The sequence below is a fragment of the Thermophilibacter gallinarum genome, from assembly GCF_014982725.1.
Classification (GTDB): Bacteria; Actinomycetota; Coriobacteriia; order Coriobacteriales; family Atopobiaceae; genus Thermophilibacter; species Thermophilibacter gallinarum.
The window spans coordinates 103,677-125,174 of record NZ_JADCJZ010000001.1 but is presented as its reverse complement, the minus strand read 5'-3'; the positions used below and the strand labels follow the sequence as shown (position 1 = coordinate 125,174).

Here is a 21,498-nt window from a genome sequence, read left to right as displayed (position 1 = left end):
CCGCGGGGAGGCCGGAGCACGCGACGGCCACAGGTTCTTCTCGCCCGGCGCGCAAGGGTTAGAAATACCGCGTCGTCCCCGTCCGAGCGGCCGGGCGGGTTAAAACCACCTCATCGTCCCCCTTTCCGGAGGCGTTTCGATGAGGACGATGAGGTCGTTTTAACCCAAACGCCGAGAAGGGCGGGGACGATGCGTTGTTTCTAACCCAGGCCTCACCCGCGCGGGCGGAACCAGGCGAGAAGGGCGTCGGCGTCGTCCGCGGGAACGTCACGCAGCTCCAGGCCCTCCGCGTCGCTCGCCGCGGTCCGCGCGGAGAGCGTGGCCACGCCGGCACGACGCTGGAACGGGCTCGCCGAGACCTGCATCCGCTGCAGGTGTGAGCGCGGCGCGATCGTAGTCCGGCGCGTGAAGCCTCCGGAAACCAGCACCAGCTCACGAGCCGTATGCCCGTAGCGGGCGCCCCGCCAGGCGAGAAGGGCGTCGACGACGAGGCCCGCCAGTAGCACCACGCTCAGCAGCACCGCTGCCACGAGCAGGGGGCCCAGCAGCCATCCTGCGCTCGCGAGCAGGCCGGAGAGGCCGAACAGCCAGTGCACGCCGAAGAAGATCGCCGTCGCGAAAGGCCACCAGATCGCGGCGCGCACCACGGCGCGCCGGCACGCAACCGGGCCAAGGCGCCGCAGCTCCACCTGGCCGACCACGCCGGCGTAGGCCGGCAGGACCTCGGCGAGAAGGGCGTCGAGCTCGCCCATGCGCACAAAGGGGTGGAGCAGCACGCTGCCCGAGGGCTCGCCGTCCGCCTCGCCCGGGGCCGAGACCACCTGCACGTACACCTCCGCGTAGCCGACGAGCTGGCGGATGATCCCCTGCCGCACGACCACGTGCTGGACGCGATCCACGGCCACCGTTCGGGACGAGCGCGAGAGCAGGCCGTGCTCCACGACGACGCGGTCCGCGTAGCGCTCCACCCGATACCCTGCATAGCGCACGAGGCCGAGCACAAACGAGACGGCGGCGCCCAGCACGATGGCGGCCAGCACGAAGGCGGCCACCGCCGGCACGAGCACTGGCAGCGCGGTCGCCACCAGCTCGTCGCCGGTGCCCGCCAGGTCGAGGACGCCCCACTCGATGAGCTGGTTCAGACCGTTGACCAGAAGGACGACGAGCGCCACCGCCTGGCTCGCGGCGCTCGTCTGGGACGCCGCGGCGAGCAGGAGCTGGCGTCCCGCGAGCTCGAAGGTGGCGAGCGGTCGCTCGTCGGGCACGCCGTCGTCAGACGCGGCGGGCGCGCCGTCCTTCTCGCCCGCTGGCGAGCCGGCCGCCCGCTTGCGGCGGAAGAGCTCCGCACGGAGCGCCTCCGCCTCGCCGGCGCGCAGGCCCCGCATCCGGGCGGCGTCGCCCTCGGCCGCGGCGGCGCCCGTGTCGAGGTCGAGCGTCATGAGACCAAAGAGCCGGTCGAGCAGCTCGGAACTCATGTCTGCCGTGTGAATGTGCTCGTAGGGTATCGTGAGCTGGCGTTTGTTCAGAAGGCCCCAGCGCATGACGACGCCCTCGTCCGTGAGCTCCCAGGTGCGGACGCGCCAGACGACGAGGCTCAGCGCCAGACACGCCGCGAAGATCCCCGCCGCGGCGAGCACGAGGGTGGCGAGCGTGGGGAGATCGCCCGCGAAGAAGTCACCCGCGAGGCCAAACGCCATGAGCACGACCAGGCCGGAGGCCATCTTGAGCGCCTCGACCACCACGGAGAGCGGGTTGGCGCGGTGCTCGCCCGGCGACACCGCCGCCACTCCGCCATCGCGCTCGAGGAGCGAGCGCTCCGGGACGGCAAGGCGCTCGACCTCGCGTTCGAGGTCCTTTCCGCCGGACGGCGCACCCGGCGCCGGGGGCCGACCGTCCTTCTCGCCCGGGGTCACACGTCCTCCTTCGCGAGGCGCGCGAGCTCGGCCACGCGGTCGCGCAGCGCGGCGGCGTCGGCCTCCGCGAGGCCGGGGATCTCGAAGCTCTCGCCCGCGGTGGAGATGGTCACCGTGGCCAGGCCGTTCGCACGCAGGATGGGGCCCTGCTTGGTCTGCACATGCTGGACGCGCACGAGCGGCACGATCACGCGCTTCTTCACAAAGACGCCGTGGTAGAGGTCCACGTCGGTGGGCGTGACGTCGTAGCGCCAGGTGGCCATCTCAACGCGCGGGGAGATCAGCAGGTCGCCCACGCAGACGAGCTCGATTGCGCCGGCCACCAGATAGACCCAGAAGACGTCGCCGCCCAGGTGGCGCACGATCGCCCAGGCCACCACGGCCAGCACGGCCACCACCGCAATGCCGATCACGTCGGAGACGTACCAAACGCGCAGCATGCGCGAGTCAAGACGGTGCGAGGGCAGGTCGCTCACGATGGCTCCTTCGGTCCGGGGGACTGCGCCATTATCGCACGTACGACGCGGTCCTTCTCGCCGAGCCATCGGGGTTAGAAATACCGCGTCGTCCCCGTCCGAGCGGCCGGGCGGGTTAAAACCACCTCATCGTCCCCCTTTCCGGAGGCGTTTCGATGAGGACGATGAGGTCGTTTTAACCCAGGCGCCGAGAAGGGCGGGGACGATGCGGTCGTTTTAACCCGGGACCTCGCGGCAGCAAAAAAGCGCGCTCGGTGGGAACGGGTGCCCGCCAGAGGCCCCTTATGGCTGCTGCCTCCCGGCCCTGACCAGGTTCGAGGTGTTGCGTCACCCGAACCCACCGAACGCGCTCGCGGAACACTTTAGCAAAGTCGGCGCCCGTGCGTCGCGCTCGCGCTACCCTTGTCCAAACGTCGCCCACAAGGAGGTCGCCATGATCAACCGCTTCTGCAGGATGCCGCTCTGGGAGTGCAACGAGGACCTCGTGCGCGTGGCGCAGGGCGAGAAGCCCGCCGACCTCGTAATCCGCCACGCCAACCTCGTGAGCGTGACCACCCACGAGATCCTGCCGGACACCGACATCGCCGTGGCCTGCGGGCGCGTGGCCTACCTCGGCCTGGGCGAGCACACGGCGGAGCACTGCATCGGTCCGGACACGCTGGTCGTCGACGCCTCCGGGCTCTACGCCGCGCCGGGCCTCATGGACAGCCACATCCACGTGGAGAGCGCGATGATCGGCGTGGCCGAGTACGCCCGCGCCGTGGTCCCGCACGGCACGACCGGCATCTTCTGCGACCCGCACGAGGTGGGCAACGTCGCCGGCATGCCCGGCGTGCGCGCGATGTTCGAGGACGCGCGGCGCGTGCCGCTCAAGGCCATGATGACGCCGCCGTCGTGCGTGCCGGCGGTGACAGGCGTGGAGGACACGGGCGCCGAGGTCACGGCCGCGGACATCGCGGACAGCATGACCTGGGACAACGTGGTCGCGCTCGGCGAGATGATGAACTTCCCCGGCATCCTGGCGGGCGAGCAGAACACCCTCGACGAGGTGCGCGAGACGCTGCGCGCCGACCGCGTGATCACCGGGCACTTCCCCTCGCCGGACCGCGACCGCGGCCTCAGCGCCTACGTGGCCTCAGGCATCTCCTCCTGCCACGAGTCCGGCAGCTTCGACGAGGTGCTCGCCAAGCTGCGCATGGGCATGTGGGTGCAGCTGCGCCAGGGCTCGGCGTGGCTCAACCTCCCCGGCTACCTGCCGCAGCTCGTGGCGAGCGGCGTTGACACGCGCCACTGCCTGCTGTGCTCCGACGACAACCACCCGCACACGCTCGTGGACGAGGGCCACATGGACCGCATCCTGCGCGAGTGCGTGCACCTGGGCCTGGACCCGGTCACCGCCCTGCAGATGGCGACGATCAACTGCGCGGAGTACTTCGGGCTCGGGAACGACATGGGCTCCGTCACGCCGGGCAAGTGCGCCGACATCGTGCTTCTCGACGACCTGGAGGGCTTCTTCGCGCGCAAGGTCTTCATCGACGGCGAGCTGGTGGCCGAGGACGGCCGCGCGTGCTTCGAGGTGGAGCCCTACGCCTGGCCCGACTTCATGACCCACACGATGAACCTGGGCCTCACGCCCACGCCCGAGACCTTCCGCATCCCCGTCGACCTGCCCGACGGCACGGCCCGCGTGCGCTCGATGGCCATCGAGCCCGGCGACACGATCACGCGCAACGCGGTCGTGGAGGTGCCGGTGGCGGGCGGCGCGCTCCAGGCCGACCCCGCGCACGACGTCCTCAAGGTTGCCGTCTTCGACCGTCACCACGGCGCGGCGGGCACGCACGCCTTCGGCTTCGTGACCGGCTTCGGGATCCACGGCGCGCTCGCGCAGACCGTGAGCCACGACGCGCACAACCTGCTCGTCATGGGCGACAACGACGAGGACATGGCGCTCGCGGCGCGCACGCTCGCGGAGTGCGGCGGCGGCGAGGTCGCGGTCGCGGACGGCAAGGTGCTCGCGCTCGTGGAGCTGCCGGTCTGCGGCCTCATGAGCACCGAGCGCGTCGAGGTCGTGGCCGAGAAGGTCGCGGCGGCGAGAAGGGCCTGGGAGCAGATGGGCTGCACGATGCCCTCGCCGTTCATGACGATGGGCGTGATGTCGCTCGCGTGCGTTCCGGAGCTGCGCCTCACCAACCGCGGTTACGTGAACTGCCTCACCTTCGAGATGGAGCCGCTGCTGGCGGAGTAGCGCGCCGGGGCGCTAGGTCCCGCGGCGCTCCTCGAGGAAGCGGCCGAGCTCGCGGAAGCGGCCCTCGCTCAGCGCGACGCGGGGGACGTAGACGTAGCGCTTGTCGCCGAAACCGGCCAGGATGCAGTCGCTGTTGCGGTAAACCGTCCGCAGCTCGGAGAGGTCGTAGCTGCCGATGGGGCCCTGCTCGTTCTCCAGGTGGACGGCGTCCTCGGTGACGGCGACGTGGCGGCGCTCGCCGCCCGCGGCGGGCGCGAGCGTGGACTGCCGCGCGTAGCCGCGCAGGCACCGGTCCCAGTTGCCCGTGAGGACGATGCATCCCATGGCGAGCGCGAAGCAGACGTACAGGGGCACGCTGTTGCCCCGGGCAAAGACCGCACAGAGCACGATGCCCAGGAGCGGCACGGCCGAGACGAGCTTGAGCGCCAGCGGCGCGCGGGGGGCGAGCATCTCGGCGGCTCGGGCGAAGTTGAGCTCGCCGTAGTCGAAGGACGCCGAGAAGAGCGTGTACCCGTACTTGGAGTCGTCAAAGCGGAACGGCTCGACGCCCTTCTCGCCGTCGCGGCGCCGGGCCGCGGACTTCGCGCTCTTCTTTGCCATGAGATCTCCTCTCTCGCGCTCACCCGACAAATCGTAGCGCATGTGAAGGGCGCAAGGCTTGTGGAGGGCGTGTTGGCGAGTTGTGCTCGGCCGGTGAAACAGACCGTTCGCCGGCGCGTCGTGGCGGCGACGCCGCCCATGGGAAATGATACTCACCGTGCAGGGAGCGAGCGCCCGACGAGACAATCGCGTGCGCACGCACTGTAAAGCGCATAGCTTGGCAGCTGCCGAAGTGGAGGCCCGCAGGGAGCGATCCCGTGGGCCTCCGTCCATTTGGGCGGCACGGGGCAGATTCCGATCCGGACGTGCCCCGCGAACCCAAACCCTCCGGATGCGGACCCGACTGAGCCCGAGCGCGCGGCAGAGCGGGCGTCGGTGGCGCGCTATACTGGTCCGCGTTCCTCTCGCCGGACCAAAGGAGCCCCCATGGCCCTCATCAGCGTTGACTACTTCTCCTCCTCCCTCATGCGCACCACCACGCTCGAGGTCATCCTGCCCGTCGACGACCAGGGTGCGGCCTACGCCGCGGACTCCGCGATGCGCCACGCCGGCGGCACCCTCGAGGCGGAGATGCGCGCCTGGGAGCAGGCCCCCTACCCGCCCAGGAAGGCACCGTTCAAGACGCTCTTCCTGCTGCACGGCATCTCGGGCAACCACGCGGACTGGATCAGCGAGACCCGCATCCGCAGCTGGGCCGAGAGCCACGGGATCGCCGTGGTCATGCCCTCCGGCTACAACGCGTTCTACCTGGACCAGCCCGAGGTCCACAACTACTACGGGCGCTTCGTGGGCCAGGAGCTCGTGGAGGTGGCGCGCCGGATGTTCCCGCTCTCCACGCGCCGCGAGGACACCTTCATCGGCGGCATCTCGATGGGCGCCTACGGCGCGCTGCGCAACGGCCTCAAGTACTGCGAGACGTTCGGCGCGATCGTGTCGCTGTCCTCGGCGATGATCATCAACAACTTCGACCAGGTCATCTCCTCCGACGGCCTGTTCTTCCTCTCGCGCGACTTCCTCGAACACACCTTCGGCGACCTCTCCCACGTGCGCGACTCCGACAAGGACCCCGCGCGCCTGGCCGCCGATCTCGTCTACTGCGACCGCCCGCGCCCGCGCATCTTCATGACCTGCGGCGACCAGGACCCGCTCGCCGAGGCCAACCGGATGCTTGCGGGCCGCATGCGCGACACCGGCCTTGACGTCACCTATGATGAGATGCATGGCGGGCACGACTGGGACTTCTGGAACGCCGCGCTGCCCAAGGCGCTGAACTGGCTCCTGTAGCGCGAGATCCGCGAACCCCTCGGGAGGGATGCGAGAATGGCACTGCTCAGGGTCGACTTCTACTCCCACTACCTTGAGCGCAACGTGGTGCTCACGGTCGTCATACCTGCGGACAAGATGGACGGCAACAAGCTGGCCAAGAAGCGGCGCGGGCCGTACCGCACGGTCTACCTGCTGCACGGCCTCTTCGGCCAGGACGTCGACTGGATCGACCGCACGCACGTCGTGGAGACGGCGGAGGCCCGCGACATCGCGCTCGTCATGCCCTCCGGCGAAGACGGCCTCTACCTCAACAAGCCCGAGATAAACGAGTGGCACGGCAAGTTCATCAGCGAGGAGCTGGTGGACTTCACGCGTCGCCTCTTCCCGCTGTCCACCAAGCGCGAAGACACGGCGCTGGCCGGCATCTCGATCGGCGCGTACACGGCGCTGATCAACGGCCTGCTGCGGCCGGACCGCTTCGGCTCGATCATCATCCTCTCGGGGGCGTTCATGCGCGACCGCGTGCTCGAGGCTGTGGAGAGCCGCTCGCCGCGCAAGCGCAAGTACTACGAGCGCTTCTTCGGTGACATCGACACGGTCATCGGCTCCGACAAGGACTACGTGGCGCTGATCGACAAGTTCCGTCAGGACCCCGAGCTGCCCAAGCCGCGCTTCTACGCCGCGTGCGGTCTGCACGACAGTCTCTGCGAAAACAACCGCGACCTCGTGCGGCTGCTGCGCGACGCCGACTTTGACGTCACCTACTGGGAGCCGGACATCGGCGCGCACGAGTGGCCGTTCTGGAACGCGTGGATCGACTGCGCGCTGGACTGGTACGCACCCGGCCCGATGCAGCCGAGCTCGGCGGACGTGGACTACACGGCGCTGACCAAGCTCCGCCCACCCGAGCAGCAGGGCTGACGGAACGCTTTGCCGGCATGCGAGCGGCGCGGAGGGAAGCCTCCGCGCCACTTTTCATCGAGTCTGTACTTTTTGGCGGAAACACGAAATACAGACTCGATGCGTGCGCTCTCTACCAGCGCATTTATCGTGAGAGATTGAGTCTGTACTCAGCTCTCCCGGGCAAAAGTACAGACTCGGCGCTCTCAGGCCAGCGCCCGGGCCACGCGGGCGCGGAACTCGCCCAGGAAGCGCGGGACGTCGACGGTGAGCGCGACCTCGCAGGTCTTCTCCTCGTCGCGCAGACGGTCGGGATCGCAGACGGTGCGCCCGCGCGTCGGCCCCTCGAGGTCCACGCGCAGGTTCGTCGGCAGACGGCCCACAAGCGAGGGGTCGATCGCCGCCGCCACGGCGAGCGGGTCGTGCAGCGCGCAGCCTCCCATCAGCGGGTTGTTCTCCTCGTAGACGGAGATGTAGTGGTCGGTCACGTCGGCGAGGAAGATCCCCGCGGGCGTGCCCAGCTCGCGCCAGGCGGCCGTGTCGTCGCGCGCGAGCACCGCCTGATGCGTCACGTCGAGGCCGACCATCCGGGTGCGTAGCCCGCCGCGCAGCACCGCGTCCGCGGCGGCGGGGTCGTTCGCGACGTTGGCCTCGGCGCAGGGCGTCACGTTGCCCGGCACGGCGAGCGCCCCGCCCATGAAGGTCACGCGACCGAGCGCGTCGGCCAGGCCGGGGATGCTCGTGAGCATGTGGGCGAGGTTGGTGAGCGGCCCGGTGGGAACGTAGACGAGCTCCGCGCCGTCCCCCTCCGCGCGGCGGAGCTCGTCGCGCAGGAAGGCCACGCCGTCGCCCGGCGCGCAGCGGCACCGACCGGAGACCGGCTGGTCGCCGAGCCCGTTCTCGCCGTGGATGCGCCGCACGGCCGCCGGCGGCGCAAACGGGGACGTCGCGGCGAGGGCGCGGTCGGCCCCGGCGAGGACCGGGACCTCCGGGTGGCCCAGCAGTTCGAGCAGCGCGCACGTGTTGCGCACCGCCGTGCGCATGGTCACGTTGCCGTAGGTGCAGACGACGCCGACGAGCTCGACCTCGGGGCTGCCCAGCGCATAGGCGAGCGCCAGCGCGTCGTCGACGCCCGTGTCCAGGTCCAGGACCAGCCTCTTGCGCCCGTCGCTCATCGCAGGGCCTCCACTTCCGCCGCGGTGGGTATGGACGGCTGGGCCCCGAGGCGGCTCACGGCTATGCCGGAGGCCAATGCGCCCCAGCTCATAGACTCGGCAAGCGAGAAGGACCGCGCGAGCCCGGCCGCGAGCGCCCCGATGAAGGTGTCTCCGGCGCCCGTGGTGTCCACGACGGTCGCGGGAGCGGCCGGCATGCGGATGGTCTCGCCGTCGGCACCCAGGGCGAAGGAGCCCGCGGCGCCGAGCGTGATCACCACCGCCCCCGCTCCCAGCTCGCGCAGACGGCGCGCGGCGGCGAGGCACGTGGCGTCGTCCACGGGCAGCACGCCGCACATGACCTGGCACTCGGTCTCGTTCAGACAGACGAGGTCGACGCACGGCCAGAGGTCGTCCGGCACGGGACGGGCTGGCGCGGGGTTGTAGATCGTGTAGAGGCCGAGCTCTCGGGCGGCGCGCAGGGCGGCCTCCGTGGCGAGGGGGTCGCACTCCCCCTGGGTCACGAAGACGTCGTCCTTCTCGCCAATGCGCCGCAGGTCGGCGACCACATCGTCGGCCGTGAGGACGTGGTTTGCGCCCGCGTGCAGGACGATGCGGTTCTCGCCGTCCGTGCGGAGGATGACGGCGACGCCCGTGGTCTCGCCCGCGACGCGCCGGACGAGCGAGACGTCCGCCCCCGCCGCCGCAAGGCCGGCCGTGAGCTCCTCGCCGAAGCCGTCGGCGCCCACCGCGGCGACCATGCGGACGTCGGCGCCCAGCCGCGCCGCGGCGACGGCCTGGTTGGCCCCCTTGCCGCCCGCGGCCGTTATGAAGCCGGAACCCGCCAGCGTCTCCCCGGCGGCCGGCACGCGCGGCGCGTCGACGGACAGGTCCATGTTCACGCTTCCGAAGACGATGACCTTGGGCATGGCTGCCTCCTGTCGTCGGCGGCGAGAGGGACGGCGGACTGCGCTACTTGACCTCGATGAGCTCGTAGTGGCTCGTGCCCAGCCCGATCTTCTCGCCGTGCTCGATCATGGAGCGCCAGTTGGTGTCCGGGTGCGTGAGGTTGAAGTGGTCGTGCTGGCAGCGCTCGGGGATGCCGCCCTCGGCCTCGAGCTTGGCGCGCATGTCCGTGAGCTCGGAGTTGGCCAGCGCGGGCGCGGCCAGCGCCATATCGATCGCGGCCTGGTCGATGGCCACGGGGTCGAAGCTCGCGAACATGCCGAGGTCGGGCACGATGGGCGTGTCGTTCTCGGGGTGACAGTCGCAGTTGGGGCTGATGTCCGTGGCGATGGAGATGTGGAAGCTCGGGCGGTCCTGCACCACGGCCTGCGTGTACTCGGCGATCTTGCAGTTGAGCACGTCGACGGCGGCGTCCGAGCCGGGCACGACGGCGTCCTGGTTGCAGGCGCCGATGCAGCGTCCGCAGCCCACGCAGCGGTCGTGGTCGATGTGCGCCACGGGCACGGTGACGGTCTTGCCGCTCGGCAGCTCGCGCTCGCGCGTCTCGTCAAAGCTGATAGCGCCATGCGCGCAGATGCGCTCGCACGCGTGGCAGCCGATGCACCGCTCGGTCTTGACGTTGGGCTTGCCGGCGGCGTGCTGCTCCATCTTGCCCGCGCGGCTGCCGCCGCCCATGCCGAGGTTCTTCATGCAGCCGCCAAAGCCGGCCTGCTCGTGGCCCTTGAAGTGCGTGAGGGAAATCACGATGTCCGCGTCCATGAGGGCCCGGCCGATCTTGGCCTCCTTCACGTACTCGCCGCCTCGAACGGGGACGAGCGCCTCGTCGGTGCCCTTGAGGCCGTCGGCGATGATCACCTGGCAGCCGGTGGCGTAGGGCGTGAAGCCGTTCTGGTACGCGCAGTCGATGTGCTCGAGAGCGTTCTTGCGGCTGCCCACGTAAAGCGTGTTGCAGTCCGTGAGGAAAGGCTTGCCGCCCAGCTCCTTGACCACGTCGGCCACGGCGCGGGCGTAGTTGGGGCGCAGGAAGCTGAGGTTGCCCAGCTCGCCGAAGTGAATCTTGATGGCGACGAACTTGTTCTCGAAGTCTATCTGGCCGATGCCCGCGCGCTTGATGAGGCGCTTGAGCTTGTCGAGCTGGCTCTCCTTGGCGTACGTGCGCAGGTTGGTGTAGTAGACCTTCGCGGTGTCCATGCGACCCCTCTCGTTGAATTCCCTCGCAGAAATTGTACGCCGTCTCCGCGAATCGGGGACTGTCCCCAATTCACAGAGAGGGGCCGCCGGGCGAGAAGAACCCGGCGGCCCGAAACGTGCGAAAGTGCCTGTCCCCTTTGCACGCTACTTGCGGTGAGCGCGGTAGTAGGCGATGAGCGCCTGGGTGCTCGCGTCCTGCTCGGCAAGCGCCGCGTCGTCGTGGAAGGCGGGCGTGATCTGCTTGGCGAGCTGCTTGCCCAGCTCGACGCCCCACTGGTCGTAGGAGTCCAGGCCCCAGACCGTGCCCTCGACGAACGTGATGTGCTCGTAGAGCGCGATGAGCTCGCCGAGCGCGTGCGGCGTCAGGTCAACGCCGAAGATCGAGGTGGTCGGGCGGTTGCCGTCGAAGCAGCGGGCCGGCACCATCCACTCGGCCGTGCCCTCGGCGCGGACCTCGTCGGCGGTCTTGCCGAAGGCGAGCGCCTTGGTCTGCGCCAGGAAGTTGCCGAGGAAGAGCTCGTGGACGTCCTGCTCGCCGTCCTTGGCGGGGTTGGGCGTGTTCACGAAGGCGATGAAGTCCGCCGGGATCATGCGGGTGCCCTGGTGGATAAGCTGGTAGAAGGCGTGCTGTCCGTTGGTGCCCGGCTCACCCCAGAAGATCTCGCCGGTGGCGGAGGTCACGGGGCTGCCGTCCCAGCGCACGCTCTTGCCGTTGGACTCCATCGTGAGCTGCTGGAGGTAGGCCGGGAAGCGATGCAGGTACTGGTTGTACGGCAGCACGGCGTGGCTCTCGGCGCCCCAGAAGTTGACGTACCAGACGTTGAGGAGGCCGAGAAGGGCCACCACGTTCTGCTCGAGCGGGGTCTCGGCGAAGTAGCGGTCCAGGTCGTGGAAGCCCTTGAGGAAGCACTCGAAGCGCTCGGGGCCGAAGGCGACGATCAGCGAGAGGCCCACGGCGGAGTCGACGGAGTAGCGACCGCCGACCCAGTTCCAGAAGCCGAAGGCGTTCTCGGGGTCGATGCCGAAGTCGGCGACCAGGTCGAGCGCCGTGGAGACCGCCACGAAGTGCTTGCGGATCGCCTCGGCGTCCTGCTCGGCGGAGCCGTCGATCGCGCCCTGCGCGCGCAGGGTCTCGAGCAGCCAGGTCTTGGCCTCGCGCGCGTTGGTGAGGGTCTCCAGCGTGGTGAAGGTCTTGGAGACGATGATCACGAGCGTGGTCTCGGGGTCGAGGCCCTTGACCTTCTCGGCCATGTCGTTGGGGTCGATGTTGGAGACGTAGCGGCAGTCGATGCCGGCGTCGGCGTAGGGCTTGAGGGCCTCGTAGACCATGACCGGGCCGAGGTCGGAGCCGCCGATGCCGATGGACATCACGTGCTCGATGCGCTTGCCCGTGACGCCCTTCCACTCTCCGGAGCGCACGCGCTCAGCGAAGGCGTACATGCGGTCGAGCACCTCGCGGACGTCGGCCACGCAGTCCTGGCCGTCCACGACCAGCGAGCCGGCGTCCTCCGCCGGGCGGCGCAGCGCCGTGTGGAGGACGGCGCGGTCCTCGGTGGTGTTGATGTGCTCGCCGGCGAACATGGCGTCGCGGCGCTCCTCCAAGCCCACGGCCCGTCCGAGGTCGCAGAGCAGCGACAGGGTCTTCTCGTCCACGAGGTTCTTGGAGAGGTCGAAGTGGAGGTCGTCCATGTCGAAGGAGAGGCGCCCCACGCGCTCCGGGTCGGAGGCGAAGGCCTCCTTGAGCGAGAAGCCCGAGCTCACGAGCTCGTCATGGTGGGCCTTGAGCGCGGACCAGGCGGGCGTGGTCGTGGCGTCGACGGGCGTGGAGATGGTGGACATGGGCGGCTCCTTCCGCGGGTGCGACAGATACCTAGATGATAGCCCCGCGCCAGGCGTCCGGAGGCGCCGCGGGGGACAAAGCCTAGAACGGCTCGCCGAGCGGCGGGATCTGCTTGAGACGCGCCCACATGACCTGCTTCTCGTGGGCGTCTCCGAGGGCGGCGGCAAAGCCCCCCAGGTTGAGGACGCGCATACCGCAGACGCGCGCCACGATGCCGGCTGCGAGCATCGCCTCGTCCAGGCGCTCGAGGGCGGCGAGGTCGTCGGCGTAGGCCTCGCGCAGCGCCGCGGCGGCGGCCTCGTCGCAGCAGACGAGCGTGGCGGGGTCGAGCGCGGTCACCGCCTCGCGCAGGAGCGCGGCGTCGAGCGGGTCGCCGGACGCGTCGGCGGTGAGCAGGGTGGCCCAGTCCTCGGGCGCGTAACCCAGCCGCTCGAGCGACGCCCTGAGGGCGGTGCCGTCGGCGCCGGAGAACGCGGGCTCGCCGGCCCGCTCCGCCTCGGAGAGCTCGCCCTTGGCGAGAAGGACGGAGGAGAACGCGTTGCCCCCGGCGCGCACCCCGCGCGCCGCGAGGGAGTCCAGCTCCGCCGCGGCCTTGTCGACGTACGCGCGCCTGCGCGCATCCCGCTCGCTCGCCATGCGACCTCCCGTCCGTCCGGCTGATAAGAACAGTGTAGTTCGGGGTATAACCCCCAACAAGAACCGACCGACCCAAGGAGGTCTCCCATGTCCCAGGCAATCACCGGCGCCGAGTTCGACGCGGTCGTCGCCAGCTCCGACAAGCCCGTGCTCGTGGACTTCTGGGCGTCATGGTGCGGCCCGTGCCGCGCGCTCGGCCCCGTCGTCGACCAGATCTCGCAGGAGATGGCCGACCGGCTGACGGTCTACAAGTGCAACGTCGACGAGGAGTCCGGCCTCGCGGAGCGCTTCCGGATCGTCTCCATCCCCACGCTCATCCTCTTCAAGGGCGGCGTGCCCGTCCACACCATGGTCGGCAACATGCCCAAGGCCTCCCTCGTCTCCGAGCTCGAGGCCAACCTCTAGGCCATGGGCCGTCGCGAGGAGCTTGCCCGGGGCGCACGCGAGACCACGCGCGGCGCCCTGGGCCTTTTCAGGGACAACCGCCGCGTGGTGGTTCTTCTCGCTGCCGCGCTGATCTTCGTGTGGCTGCTCGGCGAGGTCGCGAGCGGCGAGATCATGCGCCTCGACACCCTTGCCTACCAGGTGTTCGTTGAGACGCTGCGCTCCGACGCGCTCACGCCCTTCATGGAGGCGTTCACGTCGCTCGCCTCGGTCGTGGTGCTCGCGGTCATGGCAGCCGTGATCGCCGCGCTCGCCCCGGGCAAGGCGCCGGGCTGGTGCGTGGCGGTCAACCTCGTGTGCGTGGTCGTGCTGAACACCGTCCTCAAGGTCATCGTTCAGCGCCCGCGACCGGCCGGCTTTCGCCTCATCTCCGAGTCCGGCTACAGCTTCCCCTCCGGCCACTCGATGGTGGCGATGGCGTTCTTCGGGCTGCTGATCTGGATGGTCTGGCGCTACCACCGCCGCGACGTCATGCGCGTGGTGTGGTGCGTCTGCTTTGGCCTGGTCATCGCGATGGTGGGCATAAGCCGCATCTACCTGGGCGTCCATTACGCCTCTGACGTGCTCGCCGGCTTCTGCGTGAGCCTCATCTGGCTGATCTTCTACACGCGCGTGATCGCGCCGGCCTTCGTGGCCGTGGACGCGCCGCGGGACCCGGACGCGATTTCCTAACCCAGGCGAGAAGGACGCCGGCCCGCTACCCCAGCGTGACGATCTCGGCGTCAACCACCTGGCCGTCGTCGACGTAGATCCGGCCCATGCTCGGCCGCGACCGGCGCGGGTAGGTGGGGCTGCCGGGGTTCATCACCAGCGTGCCCGTCCACTCGTCGCGCTCGATGACCGGCGTGTGCGTGTGGCCGAAGATCGCGATGTCGCACATCTGCAGGTTGAGGCGTCGCCGGTAGTGGGCGAGCTGCCACTTGAGGTCGCCGCCGACGAACACTACACGGTCCTTCACCATGGGGCCGTAGTCGTACGCCCAGTCGTTGTTGCCGAGGCACAGCCTCACCGGCGCGATGGTCTCGAGCGTGCGCAGGTCGGAGGGCGAGCAGATGTCGCCGGCGTGCACGATGACGTCCGCTCCCGCGAGCTCGTTCAGGAGCTCCGGGGCGAGAAACCCGTGCGTATCGGAGATGACGTCGAAGCGCTTGACGGCCAACGCGCGCCCCTAGAGGCCGAGCGCGCGCTTGAGCGCGACCACGCGGCGGCGGGAGACGGAGATCTTCTTCCCCTCGATGCCGTTGACGCCCAGCTGGAGGATGCCGGAGGAGATGACCTCGACGTCCTCAACGTACTCGAGGTTCACGATGTAGCCGCGGTGGACGCGGAAGAAGCCGTGCGGGGCGAGCTTCTGCTCGAGCTTGGCCAGCGAGATCGTGGAGAGGAACCGGTCCGTGTCGGTGTAGATGCAGGAGTAGTCGTCCTTGGCCTCGATGTAGCGGATCTGGTCGATGGGGACGAGCACCTTGCGCCCGCTCTTGACCACCGGGATGCGCTCCACGGAGGAGTGGCTCTGCTGCTGCGGCTTGACGCGGGCCTGGACCTTGTCGAGCGCCTGGCCCAGACGCTCCGGGTCCACGGGCTTCATCAGGTAGTCGATGGCGTCGACCTCGAACGCCTCGAGGGCGTACTCGCTGTAGGCCGTGACAAAGACGACGGCGGGCGGGTTCTTCAGGCGGTGAAGGGCCTCGGCGAGCTGCATGCCGGAGGTCTTGGGCATCTGGATGTCCAGGAACATGACGTCGGACTTGGCCTCCATCAGCTTCTCCACCGCCTCGCGGGCGCTGGAGGCCTCGGTGATGGCCTCAACGCGACCCGTCTCCTCGAGCAGGTAGCGCAGCTCGGAGCGTGCGGGGGCCTCGTCGTCAACAATCATCGCGCGCATGTGCAGATCCCTTCGTGTCCTTCTCGCCTGTCAGAGCGGCGGTCCTCCCGTCGTCCGGCAGGGTCTATCTTACTCGCCCTTGCGCCTCAGCTCCACGAGTCTCAACCGCGCACCCGCAAGGCGCAGGGTGACGCAGGTGCCCTCGCCCGGCTTGGACACAATCTCCACGCCGGAGCCGACGCCATAGAAGCGCTCGATGCGCTCGGCGACGTTGCGCAGGGCCATGCCCGTCCCGCGGGAGGACGAGGACGGACCGGCGTCCCGGGCCGACGCGAGCAGTCGGTCGGCGACCGCCTTGTCCATCCCGAGCCCGTCGTCGGCGACGGCAATAAGGATATCATCTCCGTCGGTCGCCACCTGCACGTCAATCGAGAGCGCGCCGTCGTCGCGCATGGCGTGGCGCACGGCGTTCTCCACGATGGGCTGCACGAGGAACGACGGGACGGGAAGCTCGCCGCAGCCCTCCTCCACGTGCTCGGTCTCCACGATGCGGTCCTCGCCGAAGCGGGCCTTCTCGATCTTGAGGTAGCGGCGCGTCTGCTCGAGCTCCTGTGAGAGCGGGATGAGCGTCTTCTCGGAGCTCTCGAGCGTGCGGCGATAGAAGGTCGAGAACTCGCGGAGCAGGTCGCGTGCCTTGGTGGGGTTGGTCCGCGTGAACGAGGCGATGGTGTTGAGCGTGTTGAAGAGGAAGTGCGGGTTGATCTGGGCCTGGAGCGCCTTGACCTCGGCACGGGCCGTGAGCTCGGCCTGGCGGTCGAGCTCGATGGAGGAGAGCTGCGTGGAGAGCAGCGACCCCAGGCCCTCGGCGATGGCGAGCTGCGTGCGGTCGATGTCGAGGCCGCGACGGTAGTAGAGCTTGATCGTGCCCACGGCGCGGTCCTGCACCAGCAGGGGCACGATGATGCCGAAGGCGTGCCCGGCGCGGCGGTTGCCGATCGAGAAGCGCCGCACGTCCTGGCTCTCCTGGTCGACCGAGACGAACGTCTCCATGCGGCGGCTCTCCAGGACCTCGAGCGTGGGCTTCGCGTTCTTGGTCCCGGGGACGAACGGGGTGTCGAGGGCGCCCTCGAGCGCGAGCACCGTCTCGGTGTCGGTGATGGCGATGCCCACGGCGCTCGTCTCCGGCAGCAGCAGCGCGCAGATGGCGCGGGCGTTCTCCTCGGTGAGGCCGCCGTGGAGGTGCGCGAGCGTGCCCGTTGCCACGCGCAGCGTGCGCTCGGTCGCCTCGGAGCGCGTGTCGTCCGGCGACAGGTTGATAGCCCCTCCCAGCACGATGACGGCCGCGAAGCCGCAGCCCGCCAGCATCGCCGCGGCGAGAAGACCGTCGTTCACGCTGTAGACGAGCGCCGCCGCGAGCACGAGCGCGAACACCACGAGGGACCCGCCGGCCAACCAGCCGGAGAGTCGGGCACTCGGCCTCGCCATCACGCACCTCCCTGCATCGGGAAGGCCCCCGTGTCGCCGAGCGGGTCGGCGGCCGGGGCGGGGACCGGCGCGGGCGCGGGATGCGCCACCTCGCCGGTGCGCAGGATCGCGGCGGCTATCACGCGGTCGTCCCACAGCGCGGACACGATCGAGGGCCACATCATGGCGAACGAGAGGTAGCGCGAGCAGGCGGCACGCGCGAACTTGTCCGCGTCGTGCCGGCCCTTCGTGAGGATGCGCAGGTAGGCAAGGCGGTCGGGCCCCGTCAGCAGGCGGCGCAGCGCCGTGCGGAACACGCGGCGGCGGACGTCCGGCGAGAGCCAGGGCGCCGGGTAGGGCATGAGGGACTCGAGGGTGATGGTGCGCAGGTCGCGGCGGGCGTTCATGGCGTCAAGCTTGCGGTACTCGTAGAGCCAGCGGTGGACGTCCTGCATGAACAGCGACGGCGCGCCCGCCATCTCCTCGGGCGGGCGGGCCTGGACGTACCACTCGTTGTCAAACCACACGTCCATGCCGTTGGCGCGCAGGTCGAGGACGTAGTCGAGGTCCTCGCCGCGCGTGATGTAGGGGTCGAAGGGCACCTTCGAGAAGGCGGCGGCGTGCAGCGCGCAGCACCCGCCGCAGAGGTGGTTGGAGCGCGTGATGCGGGAGGCCGACGTCTGGGCGCGCTCCATGACGAGGTTGAAGTCCGCGGCCTTGGACCAGTACTTCTCGCTCCACGCCTCGGACGGCTCCGCGTAGGGGCTGCCGAGGGCGTCCACGAAGAAGCCGCTCTTGGCCAGCACCTGCAGGTTCTGGCGCGTGAGCGAGCCCAGGCCCCACACGGCCCTGGTGAGGAACTCCTCGTCCAGGGCGACCTTGTCGTCGTCGAGAAACACCACCACGTCGTGGCCCAGAACGGCGGCCACCGCCAGGCCCATATTCCGGATGGCGCCGTAGCCGCGCAGCGAGACCGTCTCCCCCGTCACGTGGTGCGCCATCCTGCCGACGGCGCGCTCGACGTGCGCCGCCTCCTGGGAGCCGACGATGAGGGGGTTGAGGTCGGCGTGGGCGCGGCAGATGGAGCTCACCCGGGCGCGGGCGGACTCCTCGCAGCTCTTGGGCGCCACTACGAGCACGATCACGCGCAGGACGCCGCTCACCCTCTCCAGCGAGCTCAGGCAGTTCTCGAGCTCGGGCAGGGGCTTGTCGATGGGCGTGGTGTAGTCATAGACGCCGCGCTCGCCGAGGGCCCCGGGCCTGACGACCCGGTCCCAGTAGGTGGGGATGACGACGACGGGATTCAAGCACTAGCCCCTCTCGGTGCGCCCGGCATCGTCCTGCGCGAGGGCGCGCGGCAGCGTGGTGCGGCCGAGCGCCCGGAACAGCGGCAGCCCCAGCGCGTAGACGACCACCGCCTCGCCGATTCCGGTGGCGAGGAGGCCGAAGGCGTACATCGCGGGGTAGGCGCCGTCGAGGGCGATGTCGGTGAACGGGATGACGTAGAAGCCAATGCCCTGCAGCATGAGCGGCAGGTAGGCGGGGACGATGATCGCGTTGGCGATCACCGGGCCGAGAAGCGCGAGCGCCGGCCGGCGGCGGTTGTGCCACGTGAACCAGGCGCCGAGCGCCGTCGCCAGCGTGCCGAAGACGACGTCGAGCATGCCGAGCATGCCCGTGCCGGAGAGCACGATGTTGGCGAGGTTGGCGATCGCGCAGCCCAGCGCGAGCCCGGGCACGGCGTCCGAGGTGAGCAGCGCCAGCGCGCACACCGCCTCCGAGACGCGGAACTGCACCGGGCCCCAGGCGAGGCTGCCGAGGAACAGCAGGGCGACGAGGGTGAGGGCGGCGTAGACGGCGGCGATCATGCCCACGCGCGCCACGCGGCGGGCGTGGGCGACGGACGGGTCGGTCGGGTGCGTGAGGGTGTTGTGCTGCTCCATGGTTCTCTCTTCTCTTTCGGAGGGCTTTGCTGGATGCCCGCGCGCGGGCATGACGAACCCACGACGAGCGGGATCCCGGTGGAAAGCACTCCAAAAGAAGCATCCCCGTGGGCACGACAGAACTGATACTAGCAGAGTTGTACCCCATGGTCGCAGCGTGGGGCGCCGCTGCGGGGCGCTATAGTAGTGCTGCTACCCGACGCCTCGCAGAAGGAGACCCATGAAGCCGCGTGTGAGACTCGCCCGCCTTGCCGGCGCGCTCGCCCACTGGGGCACGGTGCACCTCGCGCACAAGGGGGGCGGCAACATCCCCGGCGCCGTCGCGCTGCGGGTCGACCCGGGCGTCGTGGGCGAGCTCTCGCGCGGGCTCTCCCCGCGCGTCGTGGTGACCGGTACCAACGGCAAGACGACCACCACCGGTCTTCTCGCCGACGCACTCTCCTCGGGCGGCGCCGACGTGGTCTGCAACCGGGCGGGCAACAACATGGAGTCCGGCATCGCCGCGGCGCTCGTCATGGCGGGCGAGAAGGACGGCGCGCGGGCGGGCTGCTTCGAGTGCGACGAGCTCTACACCGTACGCGTGCTCCCCGCGATGCGCCCGGACGCGCTCGTGCTGCTCAACCTCTTCCGCGACCAGCTGGACCGCTACGGCGAGATCGACCACACGCAGGACGTGATCGCCGAGGCCCTGCGCCGCTCGCCCGAGACGGCGCTCGTGTTCAACGCCGACGACCCGCTGTGCGCCGCGATCGCCGACCGCGTGGACAACGCCGGGCTGCCCTTCGGCATCGACGAGCCCACGGACCTGGAGGCGGACCGCATCTCCGACAGCCGCTTCTGCGCGCGCTGCAACACGGGGCTGGAGTACGAGTACGTGCATTACGGCCAGCTGGGCTCCTACCGCTGCCCGGAGTGCGGCTGGGAGCGCCCGAGGCTCGCCTTCGCAGCCGTCAACCTACAGCTGACCTGCGGCGGGTTTGAGTTCGACGTGGAGGACCGCCGCGGCGCCGAGGTGGTGCGCCACCACGTGCGCACGCGCTACAGCGGCCTCTACATGGTCTACAACGTGATGGCGGCGCTCGCGGGATGCCTCGTCGCCGGCGGGGACGCCGCGCGCTTCCAAGAGGTGCTCGACTCCTACGAGCCCGCGAGCGGGCGCGGCAAGGTCTTCTCGTTCGGCGACGGACGCGAGGTCGCCTCCAACCTGGCAAAGAACCCGACGGGCTTCAACCGCATGATCCAGCAGGTGCGCGCCGAGGACGGTCGCTACCTCGCGCTCTTCCTGAACGACAACGACGCGGACGGCCACGACGTCTCCTGGATCTGGGACATCGACCTCGAGCGCCTGCGCGACCTCTCCGACCTGCGGCTGGTTTGCGTGGGCGGCACCCGGCGCGAGGACATGGCGGTGCGCGTGAAGTACGCCGAGCTGGGCGCGCCGATCGTGCTCGTGGACGACGTGGAGGGCGCCCTGGGGCTGCTGCCCGCGGGCGAGAAGCTCCATGTGATCGCCAACTACACGGCATTCCCGCCCGTGGTCGCCGACCTCGAGCGCCTCTGCAAGTTGGAGACAGCCCCCGAGGCACACACCCCGCCCACGGCGGCGGCGGAAAGCGCTCGCCCGGCGCCCGTGGCGCTCGACCGGCCGCTGCGCGTCGTGCACCTCTACCCCGACGCCCTCAACCTCTACGGCGACGGCGGCAACATCGCCTCGCTCTCCAAGCGCTGCGCCTGGCGCGGCATCCCCTGCCAGGTCAACCAGGTCCTCATGGGACAGGAGCTCGATCTCGCCGACGCCGACGTCGTCCTGCTCGGCGGCGGCGCCGACCGCGACCAGCTGGCGGTGTGCCACGAGCTCCAGGGCCAGCGCGAGAAGCTCGCCGCCTACGTCGCCGACGGCGGTGTCCTTCTCGCCATCTGCGGCGGCTACCAGCTGCTCGGCCACTCCTACATGATGGGCGAGAAGCAGGTCGAGGGCCTGCACATACTGGACCTGGAGACCGTCGCCGGCGAGACCCGCCTGATCGGGAACGTAGCCATCGAGTCCCCCGTGTGCGACGCCCCGGTCGTCGGCTTTGAGAACCACGCGGGCCGGACGCTCCTGGGCGCGAGCGAGAAGCCCCTCGGGCGCGCGCTGGTCGCCGGCACCGGCAACAACGGCGAGGACGGCGGCGAGGGCGTGCTGCACGACGGCGTCGTGGGCACGTACCTGCACGGCCCGATCCTGCCCAAGAACCCAGGCGTCACGGACTGGCTGATCGCGCGGGCGCTCGAGCGCCGCGGCGTCGACGTCACGCTCGCGCCGCTCGACGACGCGCTGGAGACGGCCGCGCACGACGTCGCGCTGCGCATCGCCACGCGCGGCTAGGGAATCGCAGCCCCGTCCCATCCGCGCCGTTCTTCTCGCCGTGTCGCGCACCGCTCCGCCCGCCGCGGATTAGAAATACCTCATCGTCCCCGTTCTTCTCGGTCGATGGGTTAAAACGACCTCATCGTCCCCCTCGAGCTGCATCCACAGAGGGGGACGATGAGGTGGATTTAACCCGAACGAGCCCACGGAGGGGGACGACGCGGTGGTTTTAACCCGCGCAGCAAATCGGAGGGGGTGACGCCGCACTTCTGTCCCAGGCGTGCC

The 21,498-nt window shown here is 69.8% G+C and carries 19 protein-coding genes and 1 other RNA gene; 6 read left to right on the top strand and 14 right to left on the bottom strand.

The window, feature by feature from the left end:
- Positions 1–212: 212 nt before the first annotated feature.
- From INF26_RS00590 to ffs, 3 genes are all read right to left on the bottom strand, one after another.
- On the bottom strand, positions 213–1,913 hold the full coding sequence (locus tag INF26_RS00590; protein WP_193528818.1) for a PH domain-containing protein: 1,701 nt from the start codon (positions 1,911–1,913) through the stop codon (positions 213–215).
- Positions 1,910–2,389 (bottom strand): PH domain-containing protein, encoded by a 480-nt coding sequence (locus tag INF26_RS00585; RefSeq protein WP_193528817.1) that lies wholly within the window; start codon positions 2,387–2,389, stop codon positions 1,910–1,912. The genes INF26_RS00590 and INF26_RS00585 overlap by 4 nt, the downstream gene beginning before the upstream one ends.
- Before the next feature lie 248 nt (positions 2,390–2,637).
- Positions 2,638–2,733, bottom strand: an RNA gene (gene ffs / locus INF26_RS00580) — signal recognition particle sRNA small type.
- Between the two features lie 89 nt (positions 2,734–2,822).
- Between ffs and INF26_RS00575 the strand changes: the two genes are divergently transcribed.
- Positions 2,823–4,634: an adenine deaminase gene (locus INF26_RS00575; protein WP_193528816.1), complete on the top strand. Its 1,812-nt coding sequence runs from the start codon at positions 2,823–2,825 to the stop codon at positions 4,632–4,634.
- A 12-nt stretch (positions 4,635–4,646) separates the two neighbouring features.
- On the opposite strand, the gene INF26_RS00570 is transcribed toward INF26_RS00575, so the two are convergent.
- The gene (locus tag INF26_RS00570) at positions 4,647–5,234 is read right to left on the bottom strand and encodes a hypothetical protein (RefSeq protein ID WP_193528815.1); all 588 of its coding nucleotides are present in this window, start codon (positions 5,232–5,234) and stop codon (positions 4,647–4,649) included.
- A 426-nt stretch (positions 5,235–5,660) separates the two neighbouring features.
- Between INF26_RS00570 and INF26_RS00565 the strand changes: the two genes are divergently transcribed.
- Both INF26_RS00565 and INF26_RS00560 read left to right on the top strand, forming a co-directional pair.
- Positions 5,661–6,518 (top strand): alpha/beta hydrolase, encoded by an 858-nt coding sequence (locus INF26_RS00565; protein ID WP_193528814.1) that lies wholly within the window; start codon positions 5,661–5,663, stop codon positions 6,516–6,518.
- Between the two features lie 36 nt (positions 6,519–6,554).
- Complete coding sequence (locus INF26_RS00560) at positions 6,555–7,421, top strand: alpha/beta hydrolase (RefSeq protein WP_193528813.1); 867 nt, start codon at positions 6,555–6,557, stop codon at positions 7,419–7,421.
- A 185-nt stretch (positions 7,422–7,606) separates the two neighbouring features.
- On the opposite strand, the gene INF26_RS00555 is transcribed toward INF26_RS00560, so the two are convergent.
- From INF26_RS00555 to INF26_RS00535, 5 genes are all read right to left on the bottom strand, one after another.
- On the bottom strand, positions 7,607–8,575 hold the full coding sequence (locus INF26_RS00555) for a nucleoside hydrolase (RefSeq protein WP_193528812.1): 969 nt from the start codon (positions 8,573–8,575) through the stop codon (positions 7,607–7,609).
- A complete protein-coding gene (locus INF26_RS00550) occupies positions 8,572–9,483 on the bottom strand; it encodes a ribokinase (RefSeq protein WP_193528811.1) in 912 nt (303 codons plus the stop codon). Before INF26_RS00550 ends, INF26_RS00555 begins: the two co-directional genes overlap by 4 nt.
- 43 nt (positions 9,484–9,526) lie before the next feature.
- Entirely contained in the window at positions 9,527–10,711 is a 1,185-nt protein-coding gene (locus INF26_RS00545; RefSeq protein WP_193528810.1) for a DUF362 domain-containing protein, read from the bottom strand.
- 144 nt (positions 10,712–10,855) lie between these two features.
- The gene (pgi, locus tag INF26_RS00540; RefSeq protein WP_193528809.1) at positions 10,856–12,550 is read right to left on the bottom strand and encodes a glucose-6-phosphate isomerase; all 1,695 of its coding nucleotides are present in this window, start codon (positions 12,548–12,550) and stop codon (positions 10,856–10,858) included.
- Between the two features lie 82 nt (positions 12,551–12,632).
- Positions 12,633–13,187 (bottom strand): hypothetical protein, encoded by a 555-nt coding sequence (locus INF26_RS00535; RefSeq protein ID WP_193528808.1) that lies wholly within the window; start codon positions 13,185–13,187, stop codon positions 12,633–12,635.
- Positions 13,188–13,274: 87 nt separating this feature from the next.
- Between INF26_RS00535 and trxA the strand changes: the two genes are divergently transcribed.
- Both trxA and INF26_RS00525 read left to right on the top strand, forming a co-directional pair.
- Positions 13,275–13,592 carry a thioredoxin gene (gene trxA, locus INF26_RS00530; protein WP_193528807.1) on the top strand — a complete coding sequence of 106 codons (318 nt, stop codon included), beginning with the start codon at positions 13,275–13,277 and terminating at the stop codon, positions 13,590–13,592.
- Positions 13,593–13,595: 3 nt separating this feature from the next.
- Positions 13,596–14,303, top strand: coding sequence for a phosphatase PAP2 family protein (locus INF26_RS00525; RefSeq protein ID WP_193528806.1), 708 nt, complete (start codon positions 13,596–13,598; stop codon positions 14,301–14,303).
- A 25-nt stretch (positions 14,304–14,328) separates the two neighbouring features.
- On the opposite strand, the gene INF26_RS00520 is transcribed toward INF26_RS00525, so the two are convergent.
- The 5 genes from INF26_RS00520 to INF26_RS00500 all read right to left on the bottom strand — a co-directional run bounded on the left by INF26_RS00520 (position 14,329) and on the right by INF26_RS00500 (position 18,788).
- A complete protein-coding gene (locus tag INF26_RS00520; RefSeq protein ID WP_193528805.1) occupies positions 14,329–14,790 on the bottom strand; it encodes a YfcE family phosphodiesterase in 462 nt (153 codons plus the stop codon).
- A gap of 9 nt (positions 14,791–14,799) precedes the next feature.
- Positions 14,800–15,516, bottom strand: coding sequence for a LytR/AlgR family response regulator transcription factor (locus INF26_RS00515; protein WP_193528804.1), 717 nt, complete (start codon positions 15,514–15,516; stop codon positions 14,800–14,802).
- A gap of 69 nt (positions 15,517–15,585) precedes the next feature.
- The gene (locus INF26_RS00510; RefSeq protein ID WP_193528803.1) at positions 15,586–16,941 is read right to left on the bottom strand and encodes a GAF domain-containing sensor histidine kinase; all 1,356 of its coding nucleotides are present in this window, start codon (positions 16,939–16,941) and stop codon (positions 15,586–15,588) included.
- On the bottom strand, positions 16,941–18,227 hold the full coding sequence (locus tag INF26_RS00505) for a hypothetical protein (protein WP_193528802.1): 1,287 nt from the start codon (positions 18,225–18,227) through the stop codon (positions 16,941–16,943). Before INF26_RS00505 ends, INF26_RS00510 begins: the two co-directional genes overlap by 1 nt.
- Before the next feature lie 3 nt (positions 18,228–18,230).
- On the bottom strand, positions 18,231–18,788 hold the full coding sequence (locus INF26_RS00500; protein WP_193529412.1) for a QueT transporter family protein: 558 nt from the start codon (positions 18,786–18,788) through the stop codon (positions 18,231–18,233).
- 295 nt (positions 18,789–19,083) lie between these two features.
- On the opposite strand from INF26_RS00500, the gene INF26_RS00495 reads away from it, so the two are divergent.
- Positions 19,084–21,231 (top strand): MurT ligase domain-containing protein, encoded by a 2,148-nt coding sequence (locus INF26_RS00495; protein ID WP_193528801.1) that lies wholly within the window; start codon positions 19,084–19,086, stop codon positions 21,229–21,231.
- Positions 21,232–21,498: the final 267 nt, after the last annotated feature.